The organism is Thioalkalivibrio thiocyanodenitrificans ARhD 1 (assembly GCF_000378965.1).
Classification (GTDB): Bacteria; Pseudomonadota; Gammaproteobacteria; order Ectothiorhodospirales; family Ectothiorhodospiraceae; genus Thioalkalivibrio_A; species Thioalkalivibrio_A thiocyanodenitrificans.
Genome location: NZ_KB900536.1, coordinates 2,109,460 through 2,129,087, shown reverse-complemented (window position 1 = coordinate 2,129,087; position 19,628 = coordinate 2,109,460). Strand labels below are relative to the sequence as shown.

The window sequence follows — 19,628 nt, the reverse complement described above, 5'->3', positions numbered from 1 at the left end:
GTGCGGGGGCGCGGACTCCCGGAAAGGTCCCCGATGACTGTTGGAGCACTATCCCGATGTGGTTTTCGCGAACAGGGTTTCCACCGTGATCTTCATCCAAGGTACTCGGATCTATACCGGATATTCACGTTTTGGCCCGCCGACGGTCGCGTGGTTTGCGCTCGCCGTTTCCAATGCCCGCGCCGACTGCGGAGAAGATCTGCTCCTGGGCGGGTTGAGTCGCCTTGGCGTTCAGTCAGTCGCGGATCCTGAAACGCGGTTCGCCGACGACGTACCACGTGTCGTGCGTCTATACGTTCGGCTCCTTCACGCGCTGCTCGCCCATGCCGGGCATCAGGCCCGATGGGTTGGGGTTGAAGAGTTGCCTGAGGGAGACGGGTGCGCAGTGGCGATCGACTGCGAAGAGCCGGCCAGTTGCCTTGCCGCGGGGGAACTGGCCGCGGACCTGCTGGGGCTGATTCTCGATGGAGACAGCCTGGAGGGGCGGCAGTCCGCACTGGAGGAGTACCTGGTCTTCGCGTGTCCGCGGGCTGTTGATCCCAATTCGCGCCTTCTTATGGGGGCAGCCCGTGCTCGCGGGCTGCCCGCCCGGTGGCTCGACCAGGAGCCCTTCGCCGAAGCCCCCGAAGGCCGCGTGATACGCTTCGGACTGCTGCAGATGGGCTACGGTGCGCGGAGTCGCCTGTTCAGTGGCCCGATGCCTAAGATGCCCGATCTTCAAGTGTTGGCGGGAATCACTGACCGTGCTTCAGTGGTCTCCCGGCTGATGGAGGCAGGCGTCCCTGTTCCGGCGCAGGATCTTGATTTTCCCAATAAGAACTCGGCCGCCCGCGCGGTGCGAGGCGCCGAGCGACTCGGGTATCCCGTGACTGTCCAGTACCAGCTCCGGGAGGAGTTCTCTTATCGACATCCGAAGCGCCGGATGTTCGGCCCCCTGGCAAGCAGAGAGCAGGTGCTCGCGGTCTTTGAAGCAGCTGCCGGACCTGCGCGTAAGATTTGGGTGGAAAGGTATTGCTCTGGAATGCGGTGTCGTTTTCTCGTCATCGCGGGGCGCGTGCGATCCGTTGTGCTGCATGAGCCCCCCGTCATTGTAGGGGACGGTGTGACGACAGTTGACCAGTTGATCGCCCGGCAAGCAAATGCGGATCACACAGGCGTTGTGCGATCCGCATGGAAAAAAATGGCGAGCGGAGACTTGGACGTGGACCTTCGGCTGTCATTGGCGGGCCTCGGTCGCGACTCAGTTCCCGCCTCGGGATACCGTATCAACCTGCGTGCGGAGGGGACTTATTACAACGGCGGGCTTTGCCGTGACGTGACGGAGCTTACCGGAGAAGCCCTGAAGGGCCTTGCGGAGCGCGCGGTGGGGTGTTTTTCGCTCAATGAATTGGCCGGAGTCGACATGGCGGTCAGCGAACTGACCGGCCCTGCGGAAGCGCCCAACGCCGTGGTGCTCGATGTGTTGCCGGACCCCGATCTTGAGATCCACACCCATCCACATCTGGGACCCGGTTGCGACGTGGGTCGCCAACTGGTGGATGCGATCCTGCCTCGGGAGGCTTCGGCGAGGATTCCCCTGGTGGCGGTCACGGGCACCAATGGCAAGACCACGACCAGCCGCATGATCGGTCATATTCTTCGTCAAAGTTTCCGTTATGTGGGGATGGCTACCACCACGGGCGCCCTGGTGAATGATGAACAGCTTCGTGATGGCGATGTCGCGGGAGTGACGGGGGCCGCCTTGGTTCTGGCCGACGCGCGAACCGAGGTGGCTGTGCTGGAAACGGCCCGCGGAGGGTTGATCAAGCTAGGGGCCGGGTTTGATTCGTGTGACGTCGGCGTCTTCCTGAATGTGGCATCCGACCATCTGGGGCTGGACGGAGTGTATACGCTTGACCAGATGGCGGCAGTAAAGGGGGATGTGATCCGGCGTACAACCGGTACTGTGGTACTGAACGCGGACGATCATCGCGTGCTTGCAACGGGTGCGGGACGGCCGCCAGGAAGCGTGATTCTGGTCAGTCGCCATACTGATAATCCCACCGTCACGGCCCACCGGGCCGCCGGAGGGCGCGTGGTTGTGACGGAGGGCTCGGGAGAAGACGCGCAAATCCTCGCCTGCCACGGCGGAACCCGGGCCTTTTCCATGCCGGCAAACCACGTTGCAGCCACGCTCGGGGGCCGGGTGGCTTTCAATGTGGACAATGCGATGTTTGCTGTTGCGGCCGCGTGGGCGCTGGGCGTCCCGAACGATGCGATTCGCGTCGGCCTTGAGCGTTTCCAGGCAAGCTACGAGTTCAATCCTGCCCGTTTTAATGTGGACGACACGCTGTCTTTCCGCGTTGTCATTGATTATGCCCACAACGCAGACGGGATGCGCGTGCTTTGCGGGGCCTTGAGGGCGTTATCGCGACCGAAACGACGGATCATGTTGCTGACTACTTCCCGCAGCCGATCTGACGAAGAGATTCGGGAGTTTGCACGCGCTGCGGCCGCCGAGCACTTTGATCGGTATGTCTGCTGCGTTCGGGGGCAGTCGACCGGGGTACCGGAACTGCTCCGCGACACGCTCCTGGAGGAAGGTATTCCCGAAGATGGAATCTCCACGTTGCACGACATGGAGCAGGCAGTGACCGAGGCCCTTGATTGTGCCTGCCCTGGGGATCTGGTTGTGCTGCTTGGCGGCAAGACGGCTCCAATGATGCGCAGAAAGATTCAGGAGCGTGCCGCCGAGGCGACTTCGGTTCCAGTCTGATCCTTGAGCGGAACGCTTTGCGCTCCAGCAGGTCGATCGGCTTGAAATGGGGTCGGAACCGAATGGCACTTACTTAAGCTTCTTGGGATGCCCATGAATCTGGATTTTCTCTCTCGCCAGAAGTCTTGGTTTCGTGAGTAGAGGATAGGGTTCTGGTCGTCGTTTGACGGCCCTTGGCTCGATACGTCCGGGGGCGATCTCCGACGCGCTGCTGGGCGATCAGCACGAACAGGGCAGAGAGCGCGTCGTCATGATCGGTTTCCATGCCTCGTTGACGCCAAATCACCCAGATCTGGAGGGTGTGCTTGAAGCTCAGTTCGCGGGCCAGAGAGTTCGCGAACACGGCGGCCTGAGCCATCCAGTCGGGCTTGATCTTCGGTTTGGTGATGGTGATCGGATGATCGTACTGGCCGAGCCGATGGCCGCGGCGAAAATCCGTGCTGCGACGGCGTGCGCCCTGTTGTTCGAACACTGCATCCACACCCCGTTCCTGCAGGTCGCACAATAGGAAATAGGTGGCGTAGTACGCGTCGCCCAATAGCAGGTCCCCGGATTGCAGCGTATCCACAAGCGTGCGCAGCAGGGCCTGTCCATCGCCGCCTTTGCCGTGATACGGCCCGATGGCCGCATTGAGGAGCGCGCCGCTGCCCAGGCACACGAGGCCCACCAGCCGGCACAGCGGGAATCCCAGACCGGGTTGTTGGCTGCGCGGTTGCGGATACGCGGCCTGATTGGCCGGGGTGTCGGGCATCGTTACGGTGGTGCCATCCACCAGGCGCACCGCACGCCCTTGCCAGAGCCATGTGGCCGGCACACGCTCGCTCACCCACTGCCCGGCATGGCGGGTCAGCGTGCCCAACATCTCCAAGGGCAGGCGCTGGCGGGCTCGGCAATATGCCCCGGTGTGTGTGTGCTACGCCTGGGCCAGAAACATCGACAAGGTCTCGGTCGGTGGAAACAGACGCTCCCGATGATCAGGCAGCAGAGATTCCAGCGGTTCCAGCAGGTCCGGGCTGGTGAGCAGGTTGAAGAACTGGTAGGAATCGGTATGGGTGGCACAGCGGCGAACGCGTCGCTGTTGATGCGCACAGGCACGGCGGGTAGGATGCATCAAGGCTGACTCCTCGGCGATGGGTGGTGTGTTTCGCAGCTCACACCTTATCACCTTGGGTCAGCCTTTTTGCTTTATCGCTCAATCAGTTGTGCTTAAGTAAGTGCCATTCGGGTCTGAGGGGGCTCACTCATCAGGGGACTGCCTGTTCGGGGCGGCCACAGGTCGCCTGTGACGGCAAAATCGATGACTCCGGATTATTCGGGCCCCTGCGTGACACTGTCAAGGCGAGTCCATCCGCATCCCGGCGGCTAGGGCCCGGGTGCCTGTCTGCCGGCCGCTCTCGGATCCGTGGGCCGGCCACTTATTCCCTGAACATGGCCGGTCGCGGTGGATCCCCTTCGTCGTGCACGGTTCAGTTGCGCAAATCCGGCGCACCTGCTGGATCCGTCTGATCGGGATGGACCCAGGTGCAACCGACGGCCGCTACCGTGCGTATTGATGAGAGACAGGACCGGTCGGGAGAGGGCATCCGTGCGCCAAGAGTATCTTCAAAGTATCCGTTTTCAGCTCACCCTGTTGCTGATCTGTCTTCTGGCGGTGTTTGCGGGCGCATCCGTCTACGCGCTGGACTCAGCTGAAAAACGCCGGCAGGAACAAGTGCTCGTGGCGGCCACGGCCAATCTGCAGCTGGCAACCAATCTGATGCGCCAGCAGGCGCTTGATTACCTGACCACGCCGGCGCGCGACTATCCCACCTACTACAGGGATGTGCGGCTGTACTACCAGGATCTGCTGCGCCACATGGACACCTTTGACAGCCACCTCGGTGCCGGTGGTCCCGTGCCCGAGAAACCGCTCGGTGTTCATGCCGGTCGCCATCACGCAGTGGTGGAGGCAGGCCGGAGCTGGTCCCGATTCCGCGAGGGGCTCGTCAGCGCGCTCGGGGATGATCCCGAGACCCCCCGGCTCGAATGGGCCGTGGAATACATCATCGACCATGGGGACGGTCTGGAGGCCGCCACGCGGGCGCTGCATCGGGCTCTGGAAGAAGCCGCCTTGGCGGGCATGTCGGCCCATCAGCGCATGATTCGCATATCGTCCGTTACGGCGCTGTTGATCATGCTCGTGGCGGTCTGGTGGCTGCAATCCCGTGTCCTGCGGCCGCTCAAGCAGACTTCCGAGGGTTTCAAACTGGTGGCCCAGGGGCATTTCGGTCATCGGTTGCCCGTTCCCGGGCGCAACGAGATCGGCCTCATGGCCGAGTCCTTCAATAACCTCTCCGATCGGCTGCATGCCCTCTTCATGCTGATCGACAGGATTCAGCAGGCGGAGGACCCCGAACGCATGCTGACCATTATATGGCCCGACCTGGAAACGCTCGTTCCCATGGACTGGGCCGGACTGATTCTGGCGAGTCCGGATGGGGCTGCGGCGACCCTGGAGCATGCCGCGTACCGCGGCCGGGCCGTTCGGCCTGCAGTCCGGTGGTTCACGATTCAGGACGGGCAACTGCGTATTGCCCTGAGCGAGGATCGTCCCCTGCGCATTCCCGAGATGGGCGACGTGATCACGCCGTCCGAGCCCCTTCAGTTGGAGGAAATGCTGTACGAACAGGAACTTCATTCGGCCCTGATCCTCCCGATCCGGGGCGAGCATGGAAACGCCGGCGCACTCGTGCTCGCGTGCCAGCGCAGCAACGCCTACCTGTTGTCGCACCTGTCATTGATGACGAATCTGGCCGGTCTGATCAGCAGCGCGCTGCGCAAGACAGTCCTCATGGAGAATCTGGTGATCAGTGCCGTGGAGGGCCTGGCGAAACTGGCGGAGCACCGCGACCCGGAAACCGGCGATCACCTGACCCGCATGCGCCTTTACGCCACCATCATCGCCGAACGGCTGGGAGAGGATCCCGAGCTCAGGGACACCGTTACGCCACAGTTCACGCGGGACGTGTATCGCTTTGCGCCCATGCATGATATCGGGAAGGTGGGTATTCCGGACCATGTGCTGCTCAAGGAGGGGAAGCTGAGCGACGACGAACGCGGTCTCATGAACCGCCATCCCATGATCGGGGGCGAGGTCCTGCGGGAGTGCGAAAAGCAGCTGCAGAAGGTGGGATTCCGCGTGTTCCAGACCGCCATTGAGATTGCCGAGGGGCACCATGAGCGTTTCGATGGCCGGGGCTATCCCCGTGGATTGCAGGGTGATCAGATCCCCCTGTCTGCGCGGATCGTGGCGGTGGCCGATGTCTTCGACGCGCTCACGTCGCGCAGACCCTACAAGGAGGCCTGGCCGGTGGAGCGGGCCCTGGCCTGGCTGAGGGAGCACGCGGGCACGCAGTTCGATCCGAGGGTGGTGCGTGCCATGCTGGACTCCCTGACCAGGATCATGCCCGTCTACGAGCGGTTCAGGCATGTCTGACGTCGTGACCGGTTGCACGAAACCTCGGGGGCCGCACGGGGTCCGCATTCGCCTCCCCGGCCGGGTGGATGGCCCCCGACGCAGCTCCTGAGTGGCCGGTAAGAAGCATGTAAGACCCGATCCCCTATACAGGAGGCTGTTTGCATCATCAGGGGCATCGGTCATGAGATCACGTCATTGGCTTTCGTCCGCAGGATTCGTTCTTGCGGTGTGTTTACTGGGTCCCGCCGTGGCGCAGGACTGCAAGGACGTGGAGGGGGGGGATCATCCCGCGGTGCCGCGCTATGCGGATGCCTGCCTGATCGCCCATGTGGCGCGCGCCTACGACGACCTGCAACTGCCCACCGGGCCGGCTGTCCAGCGCGACGGGTCGTGGGCGGCGGAGCGCTCGGAGGCGCTGGAGGGCCGAAGCACGCGCCTGATGTACCTGATCCCGCCCGGCAGGAGCGCCCTCGAGGTCTTCAGGAACTATGAACGATCGCTGACCGAGCGCGGCTTCGAGGTCGCGTTCTCCTGTGCCGGAGACGCCTGTGGCGGAAGGGGCGGCGATGGCATGGGACGACTGATCTACCCCTCTCATCGCCAGATTGGCCAGCCGGGCCAGCATGCCTATTCCGCGTTCATGCTCGGCGTGTCGGACCGGAGATATCTGGCGGCACGCAGCGCTGACGGGAGGATGTTCGTGGGACTCTTCCTGGCCGAGGCCGACCACACCTTCCTGCGCCAGGACAAGCGCCGCGTGGCCGTGCACCTGGACATCATCGAACTCGAAGAGATGTGAAGAGCGCATGGTGGATGCGGCGGCGATGGCCGTGAGCATCGGCGAAACCGGCAGCGTCAGGCTCGACAATGTGTACTTCGAGTTTGCCGCAGCGACCCTGACCGCCGAATCGGATGCGGCGATCGCGGAGATGGCCCGGCTTCTCGGGGACAATCCGGAACTGGAGATCTATGTCGTCGGCCACACGGACTCGGTGGGTGCGTACGAGACCAATCTCGATCTCTCACGGCGCCGTGCCGAAGCCGTGGTCCAGGCACTGGTGAGTCGCCACGGTATCGAGGCCACGCGGTTGGTCCCCGCCGGCGTCGGCCCTCTGGCGCCCGTCGCCAGCAACGCCACCGAAGCGGGGCGCGCGGAGAATCGCCGGGTGGAACTGGTGGCCCGCTGAGCGATCCACGGGGGGCCGTTCGTCAGGCGCCTGTCCATGAACCGGTCGGCGGCAATGAAGCCAGCATCGGGTGTGATGGGCAGAGGGGTGTAAGAGGGCTGTAAGACCTGCTCCGGGACACTGGTTCGCGGGCCGGGACGGATTTCGCGCCTTCACTCAATCAGCCTGACCACGGTTGCGAACCGGCAAGCCCAGGGGCTGGCTAGCATCGGAGTTCACTTGGAGGAAGCGATGAAACAGTTGATGTTTGTTGTCATGATCGGCGCCCTGCTGCTGGCGGGGTGCGGAGGGGGTTCGTCCGGCAGCAATCCGACGGCAGACGCCGGAACCGGCACGGGCACAGATCCCGGCACAGACCCCGGCACCGGCGCTGATCCGGGAACTGATCCGGGCACCGGCGCGTCGGGCTCGGCGCTGGATTGCCTCAATCCGCAACTCCTTGCCGCGGGCACCATGTTCCAGACCACGACCAGGACGGTCGACGATGAGGGGACGACCGTGCTGACCTCCACCGCGACCGTCATGGGCGACGACTTCTTCAACGGGCAGTCCGTCACCCGGGTGTCCGTGGCCGTGACGGGCGATGAAGAATTCACTGCGGATCACTTCATGCGCATCCAGAACGGATCCGCGGGGCTGACCTACGGTGCGGAAATGACCCTGGGCGACTTCGTGACCACCGTGGTGAATGACCCCTATGCGCTGGAGCGCTTCGACCTGTCGGCCGGGCAGAGCTATTCGCACAGCTATACCAGTACCGTGACCTACACGGATACCGCCTCGATGACCGAGCTCATGGTGATCAAGTCCGAGGTCCAGACGGGAACCACCTATGTGGGCCGTGAAACCATCACGGTCGAGGCGGGCACCTTCGACACCTGCCGCTTCGACGAGACGATGACGATCCAGGTGGTCGGGTTCCCGGTGGCGAACACCATCAGGGGCACCACGTGGATCGGTGTCGGCAACGGCCTTCAGATCATGTCGATGGACGACGAGGAGGATATCGAATTGCTCTCGGCGTCCATCAACGGCACACCGGTCACGGGGAACTGATCTGCAGCCGTGTTGAGTTCCTGATGGTCTGTGGAAGGCGCCCTTCGGGGCGCCTTTTTTATTCCGATGATCATGTGCGCGGCAGGGGTGCCGCCTTGCGCAGTGCTGCGGGCTGGTTTGACACGCGGATGGCCGGCGTGCGTCGCCGGCAGGCGGGACGGAGTGGTCAATGATCGGTCGGGGCGGCTGCGGCGGTGAACAACAAGGACGGCGGCTGCGGGGAAACGCCATATCTCCCGCAGCGCCGCCAATCTCGGAGTCAGATGTCGCGCGACCGCAGGTTGGCCTTCCTCAGACGCAGACTCAGGCTCTTGAGCATGCCCAGGCTCAGCTCCGGGTAATTGATGATCAGGCCCCGGAGCTTTGACTTCTCCAGGGAGAGCACCACCGAGTCGTCCAGGACATGTGCGGTGGCGGAACGCGGCAGCCCGTCCAGCAGGTTCATCTCGCCGAAACACTCGCCGGGTCCGAGTTCGGTGAGAAACTCCTCCGCCGCCCGGGTGGGGCGCAGATAGACGCCGATCCGTCCGGACAGCAGGAAGTACACCCGGTCACCGTGTTCCCCCAGGTCGAACACCCGGTCGCCACTGAAGTACCTTTCCTCCTCAAGATGCCGGGCGACCACCCCAAGGTCTTCGGTGGGTAGCTGATCGAAGATCGGCGATTGCTTGAGCAGGAGGATGCGTTCGAACAGATCGGCGGTCATGCGTTGCGGGTCCTCCGGTCAGGCATGGGTTGATTGCGCGGGGTGCAGGGGCGGTTGCCGGCCCCACCGTGCCGGCCGTTCATCAGAGGACGGCCATCGGTCTGTCCGCTCCGGTCCGGGCTGTCCGCTCGCAATGTGTCACGCACTCGCGCAGCCAGGGGTCCGTGCGCTGCAGACCCCACTGAAACAGGGCCTCCAGAGAGTCGAACGTGAGCGGATCGCGGCCGCCGTCACCGTCGTCTTCGAGCAACGAAAGCAGTGAGCGCGCGAGCCCCTGGTGGCTGATGTTGGCCAGCAGTTCACACGCGTCGGCGAACTGGCGCGGGTCCTTGCTTTGCAGCCCCGCGCGCAGGGCCGCGATCTCCTGATCGTCCGCCGAGGCTTGCAGGGCGAGAAGCGCCAGATCGATGAACTGATGCATGCGCTCCTCCAGTACGTGATCCAGCAATCGCAGCCCGGCGGCGAGACCGGGGGCTGCCCGGCGAAGTGTCGCCCTGGCTCCGCGCATCCTGCGGGCATCCGCCGCCCTGGCAAGGCTGACCTCGAGCATGACGTCGGGCGGAGCACCGATCTCGATGAGGCGGGTAATCATGGCCTCCTGGGCCCGGGGTGAGCTCATGTCCTGACCGGTGAGACAGCGGCACAGGAAGTCGACCGGGTCCTGGTGAGGTTCGGCCATGACCCGGACGGCCGTGACCCGTACACGGGGATGAGCGTCCTGAACCCCCGCGATCAGCACCTGTTGCCGCATGTCCGGCGGCAGCAGGTGGACGCAGCGCAGACAGGCCTCGCGGATCGACGGGTCCGGATGGGCATGAAGCGATACCACCGGATCGGTGAACCATGTGGCATCCGGCCCGGCGGGCCGGTTGCGAAGCGCCTTTAGGGCGGCCCGCACGAAACGGGTGTCCTCGCACCCCAGCAGGCGCATCAGCGCATCGCGGCTGCCGCCGTACAGGGGTTCACGGCTGTGAAAGTCCTGCAGTTCGGGCAGCAGCAGTTCGACACCCGTCAATGTCAGCTGGGGGGACGGGTCGCGCAGCAGTTCCAGCCAGGCATCCAGCGCCGCCTGCTCCAGTTCCGGCACCGGGTAGTGCAGTGCGCCGTAGATGCCCGCTGCCCGCAGGCGCGGCTCGTGGCGTTCGAGCAGTCGGAGTACGCTGGAGCGCGCCTGCGGGTCGCACACCTCGAACAGGGCGAACAGCAGGGTGGCATCGAGGCGCACGTCCCCGCTGCCGAGGTGCACCCGCAACCGGTCCCGGAGATGCGTGGATTCCAGTGGCCGCAGCATGCGGATGAACTGGTCCCGGGTCGCACGTCCGGCCGTTTCAAGGCGCCGTGGCAGCACCTCGGTGGCGCGTTCCGGTGCCGAGCGCAGAAGGACACGCGCATAGGCCAGGCTGATCTCGTCATTGTCGTGCATCACGCCCCGCTCAATGTCGCGGACGGCCTGCCCGTCCCCGCTGCGGGCGAGGTCGCGGATCTGCTGTTCGGGCAGGAAGAGACGCTCGCGGAGGTTCTGCACGATCTCGCGAATATAGGCGGCGTTCATCCGGTGGCTGAAGAACAGAAAACCGGCGGCGGCAATGATGCCGAGGAGTGCCAGATAGCGCGTGCTGTCCAGCGGCTGGGCTGCCCACAGGAACAGGCCGGCCACCAGCAGCGCCAGCGGCATCACGATGACGAGCGACATGGCCCGGGCCCGCCCCTGAAGCTGGCCCGGCAGCGCCGCCATGAAAACATTGTGCACCGGGTTTCGAAACGCCGGCATCAGTGCATCCTTGTTGAAGCTTCCGAGAATAGCCGCCGGCAGACTGAAGCTGGCAAACAGCGCGGTGAAGCTCAACAGGCTGGTGGCGGGAAACACGAGGTTGACGGACCTGACGCCGAAACGGCGGATCACCCGGTTGGTGACGAAGACCTGCAGGAGCAGCGCGATCGTGCTGGTCACCGCGGTGAGTATCCCGAAGAAGGCGCTCAGCGATTCCTCGGTCTCGAAGCTGTGGGTATAGACCCGGTTGACCGAGTAGCTGAGCACGTAGACCGAGATGACCATGAAGAAGAGTCCCACAGAAGCCCACTTGAGCAGGGGCGAGGCCCCGAGCAGTCGGACCCCCTGGCGGACCTGAGTCACCGACTGCCTGAGTCTCGAGCGTTCCTTGCGGGGGGCGCGGAAGTAGGGCGAGACGCCCCGTCGCCGATGCCACAGCGTCAGCAGCGCGAAGCTCGTCCCGAGCAGCGCCGCCCAGACCAGCAGGACATTCTGCACACCCAGTGCCCTTGAGGCGAAGGCGAGAAACAGTCCGCCGGCGATCACGCCGATCGTGTGTCCCGCGAGGATCACGGGGATGAGCCGCTTCGACTGGGTCTGGACCAGATTCTGTCCGAGATAGAGCGCACCGTGGATCAGCAACAGTTCGGATGCGACCTCGTAGAGCAGGAAGTACGCCGGATAGACCAGGTCGGAACCCCCGAACGTGATGGCGGCCCAGTTGAGCGCCAGCAGGCCGGCGAGGGTGCCGAGCAGAATCCTGAAGAAGCGCTCCGACGGGATCAGGTCGACAAAGGCGGCGTAGATCAGGGCGACGCCCGCGAGGAGCACGCTGACCAGGACGTACATGACCGGCAGGTACTCGATCCCGTAGCGCTTGAAGAAAAGCGCATCGGTGGTGCCCCTCCCCAGGGCCATGCCCACACCGATCGTGACGAACAGCGCGAAGAAATAGCCGACCTGCGCCCCTTCCCCGGGGCGGATCAGCAGCATCGCTGACAGGCGATTCAGCACAGAGGGGTTCGCGCCACGGGCATGGCTGGACGGGGCCGGATGGTTGCGGCGTTCCCCCGTGCCGCGGCAGTGCCCGCCTGCGCCTCACCCTCGCAGGCCACCGTCGTTCGGGCGGGCTCATGAACCCCTTGCATACCTATGGCGACAGTGCTCCGAAGCGGGCCGGCGGGCGGCGATGTTGCGTGTGCTGTTCATAGGCGTACGCCAGCCGAAACAGTACATGCTCGTCGAACGGCCGGGCGAGAAACTGCAGGCCGAGCGGCAGGCCCGACGCGGTGAACCCCATGGGCACGGTGATGGCCGGCTGACCCGTATGCGGCGCGATCACGGGGCTGTTGTTGCCGTGGGGACTGTCGAGATCGCCGATTCGGCGCGGCGGGTTGCTCCATGTCGGATAGATGACGGCATCGACCCACTGCTCGTCCATGGCCCCCAGCACGGCATCCAGCAGCGCCCTGCGGCGGGGGTCGCCGTCCACATCCACACACGGGGGCTGCATCTCATGGGGCGGCACGTCAACCGCCATCGCCCACGCGATGGAGCGTTCGTTGTGCGCCAGGTAGCGTCCTGCCGAGACGATTTCGTCCAGGGTGCGCACCGGCGCCGCGTCGCCGAGGTCCCGCAGATGATTGGCGAGATCGAAGCGGAAGCGGCTGCAAAAGCCCGTCGCGTTGCGCAGCATCTCGAAGTCGAACACCTCGAACGGATCCACCAGAACGGCACCGGCGTCCCGCAGGTCATGCAGGGCCTGCTCCATGATGCGCATCACTTCCGGGTCGGCATCGGCCGTCTGGTACAGTTCGCGCATCACCCCCAGGCGCGCCCCCGACAGGCCACCGGTGTCCAGATAGGCCCGATAGTCCTCCCTGAGCCTCTCCTTCCCCCGCTCTGTGAGCGGATCGGCGGGATCATGGCCGGCGATCACGCTGAAGGTGATCGCTGCATCCTCCACGGTGCGCGTCATGGGGCCCGCGATATCACGGTTGAGCAACAGGGGCACGATGCCGTGACGGCTGGTTGCGCCCAGCGTCGGACGCAGTCCGACCAGGGCCAGGTGGGCAGCCGGACCGCGAATGGAATTGCCCGTGTCCGTGCCCAGGCCGATGATGCCGAAAGCGGCGGCGATGGCGGACGCCGTGCCCCCGCTGCTGCCCGCGGGGACCCGTTCCGAATCGTAGGCGTTGCGGGTCTCGCCACGTGTCGAGCTGATGGTGTGAAAGGGGCTGAAGGCCCATTCCCCCATGTTGGACTTGGCTACCACGATCGCCCCTGCTTCACGCAAGCGCTTCACGATGAACGCGTCCTCGGCCGCAACGAAGCCCTGCAGGGCGATTGCCCCGGCCTCCGTGGGCATGTCGGCCGTATGCATGTTGTCCTTCAGAATCACGGGCATGCAATGCAGCGGCGCCATCTCCCCCCGGTCGCGCCAGGCCCTGTCCAGCGTGTCGGCCCGGCGCATGGCGTTCGGGTTGATGTGCGCGATGGCATTCAGGCCGCCGGCCTGATCGTATGCCGAGATCCGGGCCAGGTGGCGGGCGGTCAGCTGCCGGCAGCTGAACCGGCCCGAGCGCAGACCCTCGCGGGCCTCGCCAATGGTCATCTCGACGACATTGAACTGCGCACCGCCCTCGTCGCCCGTGGCCCAGGCAATCGGGGCGGCCAGTATCAGGGTCAGGCAGGCGAGCAGGACACGGTGTGTCACGGGTCGGCTCCGATTCGGCCGGCCACGGCCGCCATCAACGGGCCACCGAGAAGTAGAAACGCTCGCTCATGGAGCCCATGGAGAAGTCCCCCAGCAGAATATGCTCGTTGGTGTCCCGGGCGTGGACGGTCCAGTAATAGTAACCGCCGGGCTCCAGCAGATCGCCGGGCAGCTCCGCCCTGGGTTCGTCCAGCAGGGCGGTACTGAAGATCCGCTGATCGGTCCAGGCATCACGCAGGTAGGCCTGGTAGTAGCGTGCGCCGGGCACCGGCGCCCAGGACAGGGCCTCGGGCATGGTGATGTCCTCGGCATCCCGGGGCGGATCGGGCATGCTGACGCGCTCCAGCCGGGAAAGGGTGACGAAGTCCCGGCCCTCGGCCGTGCTTCCGCTGCGTGTCCGGACCCGGATGCGGTACCAGCCGACCGAGGCCGACGGGGGCACGTCGATGTCGAGCATGAAAACCCGCCTCTCGGGCCGACCCTCCCGCCGCAGCGGGATGAATCTGTCCTTGTCCAGGCTGACCAGCGCGGTGCCGTCCGGCATGTAGACGTCCATGGAGACGACGTCCTCGAAGTGCTCGGTCGAGAACAGCACCTTGAAGTACTCGGGGCGCTCGGGCCAGTTGCAAAGGTGGATGTCAAAAAAGCCCAGTTCTGTGTAATGCGGGTCGGTGGCGAGCACGCTGGAGTTGGCCGACAGCGGGCCCGCCAGGGCGGCGTTCATCAGCCAGGCGAACAGCACGCACGGCAAGGGTGCAAGGATACGGCTCATGACCGGATACCTCCCGCAATCAGGTGACCGCCTCGCCCTGCCAGGCCGACATGCCGCCCTTCATCGACACCACGTTGTAGCCGCGTTGCTTGAGCAGGAAGGCGGCCACGGCGCTGCGCTTGCCGCTGAGGCACACGGTGATGAAGCGATCGTTCCGATCGAGCATGCCATCGGCGCGCTGGCGCAGCTCGTGGAGCGGCAGGTGAATGGCCTCGGGGATGTGGCCGTCCTCGAATTCCTCCATGTAGCGTACGTCCACCACCTTCCAGTCATCGTCGATCATGCCCGGCACGCTGCCGGGCGGGATCTCCTCGATCATGGGGCGGGACATGAGTTCCCGGAAGTCCTGCTCCGCGAGCACCAGCAGTTCGCCGTCCTCGATCATCTTGACCGTGGCATTGCGCGTGCCGCCGGTCACCAGGGCCTCGTCGCCGAAGGTGTCGCCATGGCCCATGGTGTCAACGAGCTTCAGGTCGCCCTCGAACGGGTCCTCCTGCCAGACCTCGGCCCGGCCGGACCAGATGAGGTAGAAGGCGTCGCCCCGTTCGCCCTGGTTGACGATCACCTCGCCAGCGCTGACCCTGCGCGAGACCATCTGCCTGAGGGCCTGGGTGACATGTTCGAGGGGGAGCTGCTTGAAGGCGTTGGTGTGCATGACCGAGAGCAGCCGCTGGACCAGCGCTTCGCCGCCCGACTGCTTGGCGTAGGCGGCCAGTTCCGCCCAGGAGGCCAGGGTGTCCAGGAACTCCGCGTCGGCGAGCAGGACCACGGCATTCTCAAGGGCGCGCAGGGAGGTCCCGTCCGCGCCTGTCTGCACCATGCGCTCCCGGGTTCCGGCGAGATCCAGCGGACCGTCCTCGGCATCCAGTTCCACCGTTCCGGAGAGGACGGTCACCCGCTGCCCGGGCTTGCGGGTCACCAGATTCTCCCCGGCCAGCAGCGGGATGACCCGCACCTCGTCACCGAGGCGATCGCGGGCCAGATCGCTGAGCTTGGTGTAGGGCTCGATGGCCAGGTTGCGCAGATAGTCGAACAGCTCCGATGAGATGAGCGGCGCCCTGTTCATGTGGGTATCCCTCCTGTGGTGTTCGTGCCCCGCCGGTGTGTGCCGCCGGGTGTGGTCGTTAGCCCCGGTCAGCCGGTGGCGCCCGTTCCCTGCATGTCCTGCGCGTCGTTGCAGACCGGCGGGTTGAAGTGCAGCCAGGTGGACACGCCTCCGGAAAGCAGGCTCGCCCGGTAACCGTGCTGGCTCAGCAGACGGATGGCGTTGTAGGCGCGCACGCCCACGCGGCACACCACCTGGATGGCCCGGTCGCGCGGCAGTTCGTCCAGCCGCCCCCGGAGTTCATCCAGGGGGATGTGCATGCCGCAGGGCATGGGGTCGTCGCGCACTTCCTCGGCGGTGCGCACGTCCAGGACCAGCGCGTCGTCGCGGGCCAAATCGTCCCAGTGGGTGATGGTCAGATCGCCGCGCATGGCGTTGGCGGCCACCATGCCCACCATGTTCACCGGGTCCTTGGCGGCCCCGTACTGGGGCGCGTAGCACAGCTCCGCCTCCTCCAGGTCAAACACCGTGGCCCGCATCTGGATGGCCATGGCGATGACGTCGATGCGCCGCTCGACACCCTCGGCACCCACGGCCTGGGCCCCCAGCACCTGGCCGTCGGTGGGATCGTAGAGGAGCTTCATGTTGATGGTGCTGGCGCCGGGGTAGTACCCCACGTGATTGTTCGGGTGGGCGTAGACCACCTCGTGGGGGAGGTTCATGTCGCGCAGGCGGCGTTCGTTGACGCCGGTGGCGGCGAGCGTCAGGCCGAAGGCGCCGCACACGGCGGTGCCCTGGACACCCCGGAAGCCGCGCTGCCTGCCGCTGATCACGTCTGCCACCAGCCGTCCCTGCCGGTTGGCGGGACCCGCCAGGGGCACGCCCGCAGGCTGGCCGGTGAGGGCGCAGGTCACCTCCACGGCATCACCCACCGCGTAGATCCTCGGGTCGCTGGTGCGCATGGCGGGATCGACCGCGATGTGTCCCCGGGGTCCGAGATCGAGCCCGCAGTCCCGGGCGAGGCCGCTCTCCGGGCGCACGCCGATGGCCAGGACCACCATGTCCGTCTCCAGCTTCTCCGCGCCGGAGAGGGTGGCCACCAGGGCACCGCGCCGGCTGCCGGACTCGAAGCCGAGTACCTCCGTGCACAGGCGAAGGTCGATACCCGCGCCGGTCATGGCGGTGGCCAGGGGCTGGACCATCTCCGGATCCATGGCCGCCATCACCTGGTCCGCACGCTCCACGAGGGTGACCCTGATACCCAGGGCGTGCAGGTTCTCTGCCACCTCGAGACCGATGAAGCCGCCCCCCACCACCAGCGCGTGGCGCACCTTGCGGCCGGTGATCCATTGCTTGATCCCGTTGCTGTCCGGGACCGTGCGCAGGGAGAAGATCCCCGGCAGATCGATGCCCGGCAGCAGCGGGCGGATCGGCTGGGCCCCGGGGGAGAGAACCAGGTGATCGTAGGCCAGTTCGTAGGGTTCGCCGCCGGCCGGATGGACGGTCACCTGCCTGCGCTCCCGGTCGATGGCGGTCACGGCGTGCCCGGTGCGCACGTCGATGTCGAAGCGGCGCCTGAAGAATTCGGGGCTCGCCAGCAGCAGGTCGTCCTCGTTCTCGATGACACCGCCGATGTAGTACGGCAGACCGCAGTTGGCGAAGGAGACGTGGGGGCCGCGTTCCAGGATGATGATGTGTGCGTTTTCGTCGTTGCGGCGCAGGCGGGCGGCGCAGGAGGCACCCCCGGCCACACCCCCGATGATGACAGTCGTCTGTCTGTCCATGATGCCGTCCCCCCTGCCTGCGGCGGTTCGATTGCATGCCCCGGAACGCCGGGGCCCGCTGCCCGCCTTGCGGCGGGCGGTCATGGCGAGTATCCATCCGGCCTTCTTACACCCCTCTTACAGCCGGTCGCCTATTTCTCGGTGCGCGTCCAGCTGCCGTCCCAGTCAGGCGCCAGGGTGTCGGCACGCAGGCCGGCCAGACGCTCCAGGTAGAGGACGTACAGGCCGCAGTCGGGGTGCTCCGAGCGCAGGGCGGCGAACCGCTCGGCGGCCTCTTCCCAGCGCCGGGCCCGGAACGCGGCCAGCGCCGCGTCGTGGTGGCGCAACTCGTCGAGCAGCCCCGGGCCTGCCTCGTCACGCCGGCACACCGGCTCGTAGACGTGCACCGGGCGCTCCTTGCCCTTGACCCTGACCAGGTCAAGCTCCCGCCACACGAACTGCTCGCCCGCCAGTTCCCGGGTGCGCTCGCCCACCACCAGCCCGACACCGTAGTACTTGGTGGTTCCCTCCAGCCGGGAGGCCAGGTTCACGGCATCGCCGAGCACCGTGTAGGCGCGCCGGTACTCGGAGCCCATGTCGCCGACATTCATCATGCCGCTGTTGATGCCGATGCCGATGCTGATCTCCGGCAGGCCGAGACGGACGAACTCCCGTTTGAGGGCCTCCGTCCCTGCAAGCATCGCCAGCGCTGCCTCGATGGCGTGCACGGCATGGTTCGGGTCGCGGACCGGGGCGCCCCAGAACGCCATCACCATGTCACCGACGTACTTGTCGATGGTGCCCCGGTGCTCGAAGATGATGCGCGTCATGGGCGTGAAGTAGCGGTTGAGCAGCTGCTTGAGTTCGTCGGCCCCCAGAGTCTCCGAAAGGGTGGTGAAGCCGCGGATATCGGAGAACAGGACGCTCAGTTCCCGCTGCTCGCCGGCGAAGCCGAAGTCCCCGGGCCGCTCGCTCATCTCCTCCACCAGTTCCGGGGGCACGTACTGGCCGAACATCCTCTTCAGGCGCCGTTTCGTGCGGGCCTCGAAGAAGAACCCCCAGCCGAGGTTGAGGGCGCCCAGCAGGGCGATGAGCAGCATCGGCGCGGCCAGGTCCAGCACCAGCCCGCGTGTGCTCCACAACCAGCCTGTTCCCAGGATCAATGCCCCCGCCGCCACCAGCGTGGACATGAACAGCGCCGGGGCGGAGACCCGCGGCAGCCAGAACGCCAGCGGCACCCCCACCAGCAGGGCGATGACCAGGTTCGCCCCCCTGGCCCAGGGGGGCTCCACCAGGAAACGGTTGTCGAGCATCGCCGCGATCAGGTTGGCGTGCACCTCCACGCCGGGGAAGACCGGCGCCACCGGCGTGGCCCGCAGATCGAACAGACCGGGTGCGGTGGTGCCGATGAGCACGATCGCGTCCGCGAGGGCATCCGGGTCCGCCTCTCCGGCGAGCACCTCCCAGGCCGGCAGGTAGGGGAAGCTGCCGTAACCGCCCCGGTAGGGCACCAGCATGCGCCCCTCGCCGTCGGTGGGTACCCCGAGGGTATCGTCCAGCCAGACCCGTTCGATGTGATCCACGCCGGCGATGGGATCCGCCTCCAGGCGCACCTGGTCGAGCAGCAGGTAGCGGCGCACCGCCTCCACCGCCAGGGAGCCGTACAGCCGGTCATCGTGGCGGGCCAGCAGCGGCACCCGGCGCACCACGCCGTCCGCGTCGGGCAGGAAGCTGAAGAATCCCGCCGCGGCCGCCGCCTGCCCGAGACCCGGCAGGGGTGCGCTGTAGCCCGCCATGGGCGCCAGGGCCAGGCGTTGCACCGCGTCGGGCTCGTGCAGCGGCAGGGGATCGGGCAGGACCCCCGAGGCGGCCGCATCGACGGGGTTGAAGACATAGCCGAGCACTACGTCGCGCTCGCGCAGGGCCCGGGCCAGCAGCCGGTCGCCGTCCAGCGCCGGGGCCACGGCCTCCAGACGCTCGCGCAGCGCCGCCGAAGGCGGGTCATCGCCCAGGTGCGGCGTCACCAGCGCCGCGGGATTGCGCTCCGGCTCCGCGAAGAGCACGTCGAATACCACCACGGCGGCGTCTGCCTCCGCCAGGGCATCGACCAGCGCCGCGATGCGTTGGCGCGGCCATGGCCAGTGCCCCTCCCGGCGCAGGGAGGCCTCGTCGATGTCGACGATCACCACGGATGTGGGCGAGTGCCCCTCCCCCCGCTCTCCCGGGAGGTGGGCCTGCATGCGCAGGTCGTAGGCCAGCATCTCCAGGCGCTGGAGCGGGACATCCAGCCCCGGAATACCGCCGAAGCGGGCCGACAGCAGCACGGCCACCAGGAGGAGGCCCAGTACCGTGGCATAGCGGCGCGACCCGGCGGGGCTGAGAGTCATGCCCGCTCACCCC

The 19,628-nt window shown here is 66.1% G+C and carries 12 protein-coding genes and 1 pseudogene; 5 read left to right on the top strand and 8 right to left on the bottom strand.

What is annotated here, in order from left to right:
- The first annotated feature begins 40 nt into the window (after positions 1 to 40).
- On the top strand, positions 41 to 2,755 hold the full coding sequence (locus tag THITHI_RS0110030; protein ID WP_018232958.1) for a Mur ligase family protein: 2,715 nt from the start codon (positions 41 to 43) through the stop codon (positions 2,753 to 2,755).
- A gap of 69 nt (positions 2,756 to 2,824) precedes the next feature.
- Here THITHI_RS0110030 and THITHI_RS21195 read toward each other — a convergent pair.
- Positions 2,825 to 3,866, bottom strand: a pseudogene (locus tag THITHI_RS21195) (transposase).
- Between the two features lie 474 nt (positions 3,867 to 4,340).
- Here THITHI_RS21195 and THITHI_RS19780 point away from each other — a divergent pair.
- From THITHI_RS19780 to THITHI_RS0110010, 4 genes are all read left to right on the top strand, one after another.
- Complete coding sequence (locus THITHI_RS19780; protein ID WP_018232957.1) at positions 4,341 to 6,230, top strand: HD domain-containing phosphohydrolase; 1,890 nt, start codon at positions 4,341 to 4,343, stop codon at positions 6,228 to 6,230.
- A gap of 163 nt (positions 6,231 to 6,393) precedes the next feature.
- Complete coding sequence (locus tag THITHI_RS19775) at positions 6,394 to 7,011, top strand: DUF4892 domain-containing protein (protein ID WP_083908701.1); 618 nt, start codon at positions 6,394 to 6,396, stop codon at positions 7,009 to 7,011.
- A gap of 31 nt (positions 7,012 to 7,042) precedes the next feature.
- Complete coding sequence (locus tag THITHI_RS20820; protein ID WP_198005599.1) at positions 7,043 to 7,399, top strand: OmpA family protein; 357 nt, start codon at positions 7,043 to 7,045, stop codon at positions 7,397 to 7,399.
- A gap of 231 nt (positions 7,400 to 7,630) precedes the next feature.
- Entirely contained in the window at positions 7,631 to 8,455 is an 825-nt protein-coding gene (locus THITHI_RS0110010) for a hypothetical protein (RefSeq protein WP_033336936.1), read from the top strand.
- Between the two features lie 259 nt (positions 8,456 to 8,714).
- On the opposite strand, the gene THITHI_RS0110005 is transcribed toward THITHI_RS0110010, so the two are convergent.
- From THITHI_RS0110005 to THITHI_RS0109975, 7 genes are all read right to left on the bottom strand, one after another.
- A complete protein-coding gene (locus THITHI_RS0110005; protein WP_018232953.1) occupies positions 8,715 to 9,161 on the bottom strand; it encodes a Crp/Fnr family transcriptional regulator in 447 nt (148 codons plus the stop codon).
- A gap of 82 nt (positions 9,162 to 9,243) precedes the next feature.
- A complete protein-coding gene (locus THITHI_RS0110000) occupies positions 9,244 to 11,946 on the bottom strand; it encodes a hypothetical protein (protein ID WP_156820514.1) in 2,703 nt (900 codons plus the stop codon).
- A gap of 136 nt (positions 11,947 to 12,082) precedes the next feature.
- The gene (locus THITHI_RS0109995; protein ID WP_018232951.1) at positions 12,083 to 13,648 is read right to left on the bottom strand and encodes an amidase; all 1,566 of its coding nucleotides are present in this window, start codon (positions 13,646 to 13,648) and stop codon (positions 12,083 to 12,085) included.
- Positions 13,649 to 13,682: 34 nt separating this feature from the next.
- Positions 13,683 to 14,420, bottom strand: a complete 738-nt coding sequence (locus THITHI_RS0109990) for a hypothetical protein (RefSeq protein ID WP_026186239.1) — start codon at positions 14,418 to 14,420, stop codon at positions 13,683 to 13,685.
- Between the two features lie 19 nt (positions 14,421 to 14,439).
- Entirely contained in the window at positions 14,440 to 15,486 is a 1,047-nt protein-coding gene (locus THITHI_RS18830; protein ID WP_018232949.1) for a cyclic nucleotide-binding domain-containing protein, read from the bottom strand.
- Between the two features lie 68 nt (positions 15,487 to 15,554).
- Entirely contained in the window at positions 15,555 to 17,249 is a 1,695-nt protein-coding gene (locus THITHI_RS18825) for an FAD-dependent oxidoreductase (protein WP_083908779.1), read from the bottom strand.
- Positions 17,250 to 17,380: 131 nt separating this feature from the next.
- Positions 17,381 to 19,615 carry a CHASE2 domain-containing protein gene (locus THITHI_RS0109975; protein ID WP_018232947.1) on the bottom strand — a complete coding sequence of 745 codons (2,235 nt, stop codon included), beginning with the start codon at positions 19,613 to 19,615 and terminating at the stop codon, positions 17,381 to 17,383.
- Positions 19,616 to 19,628 lie beyond the last annotated feature (13 nt).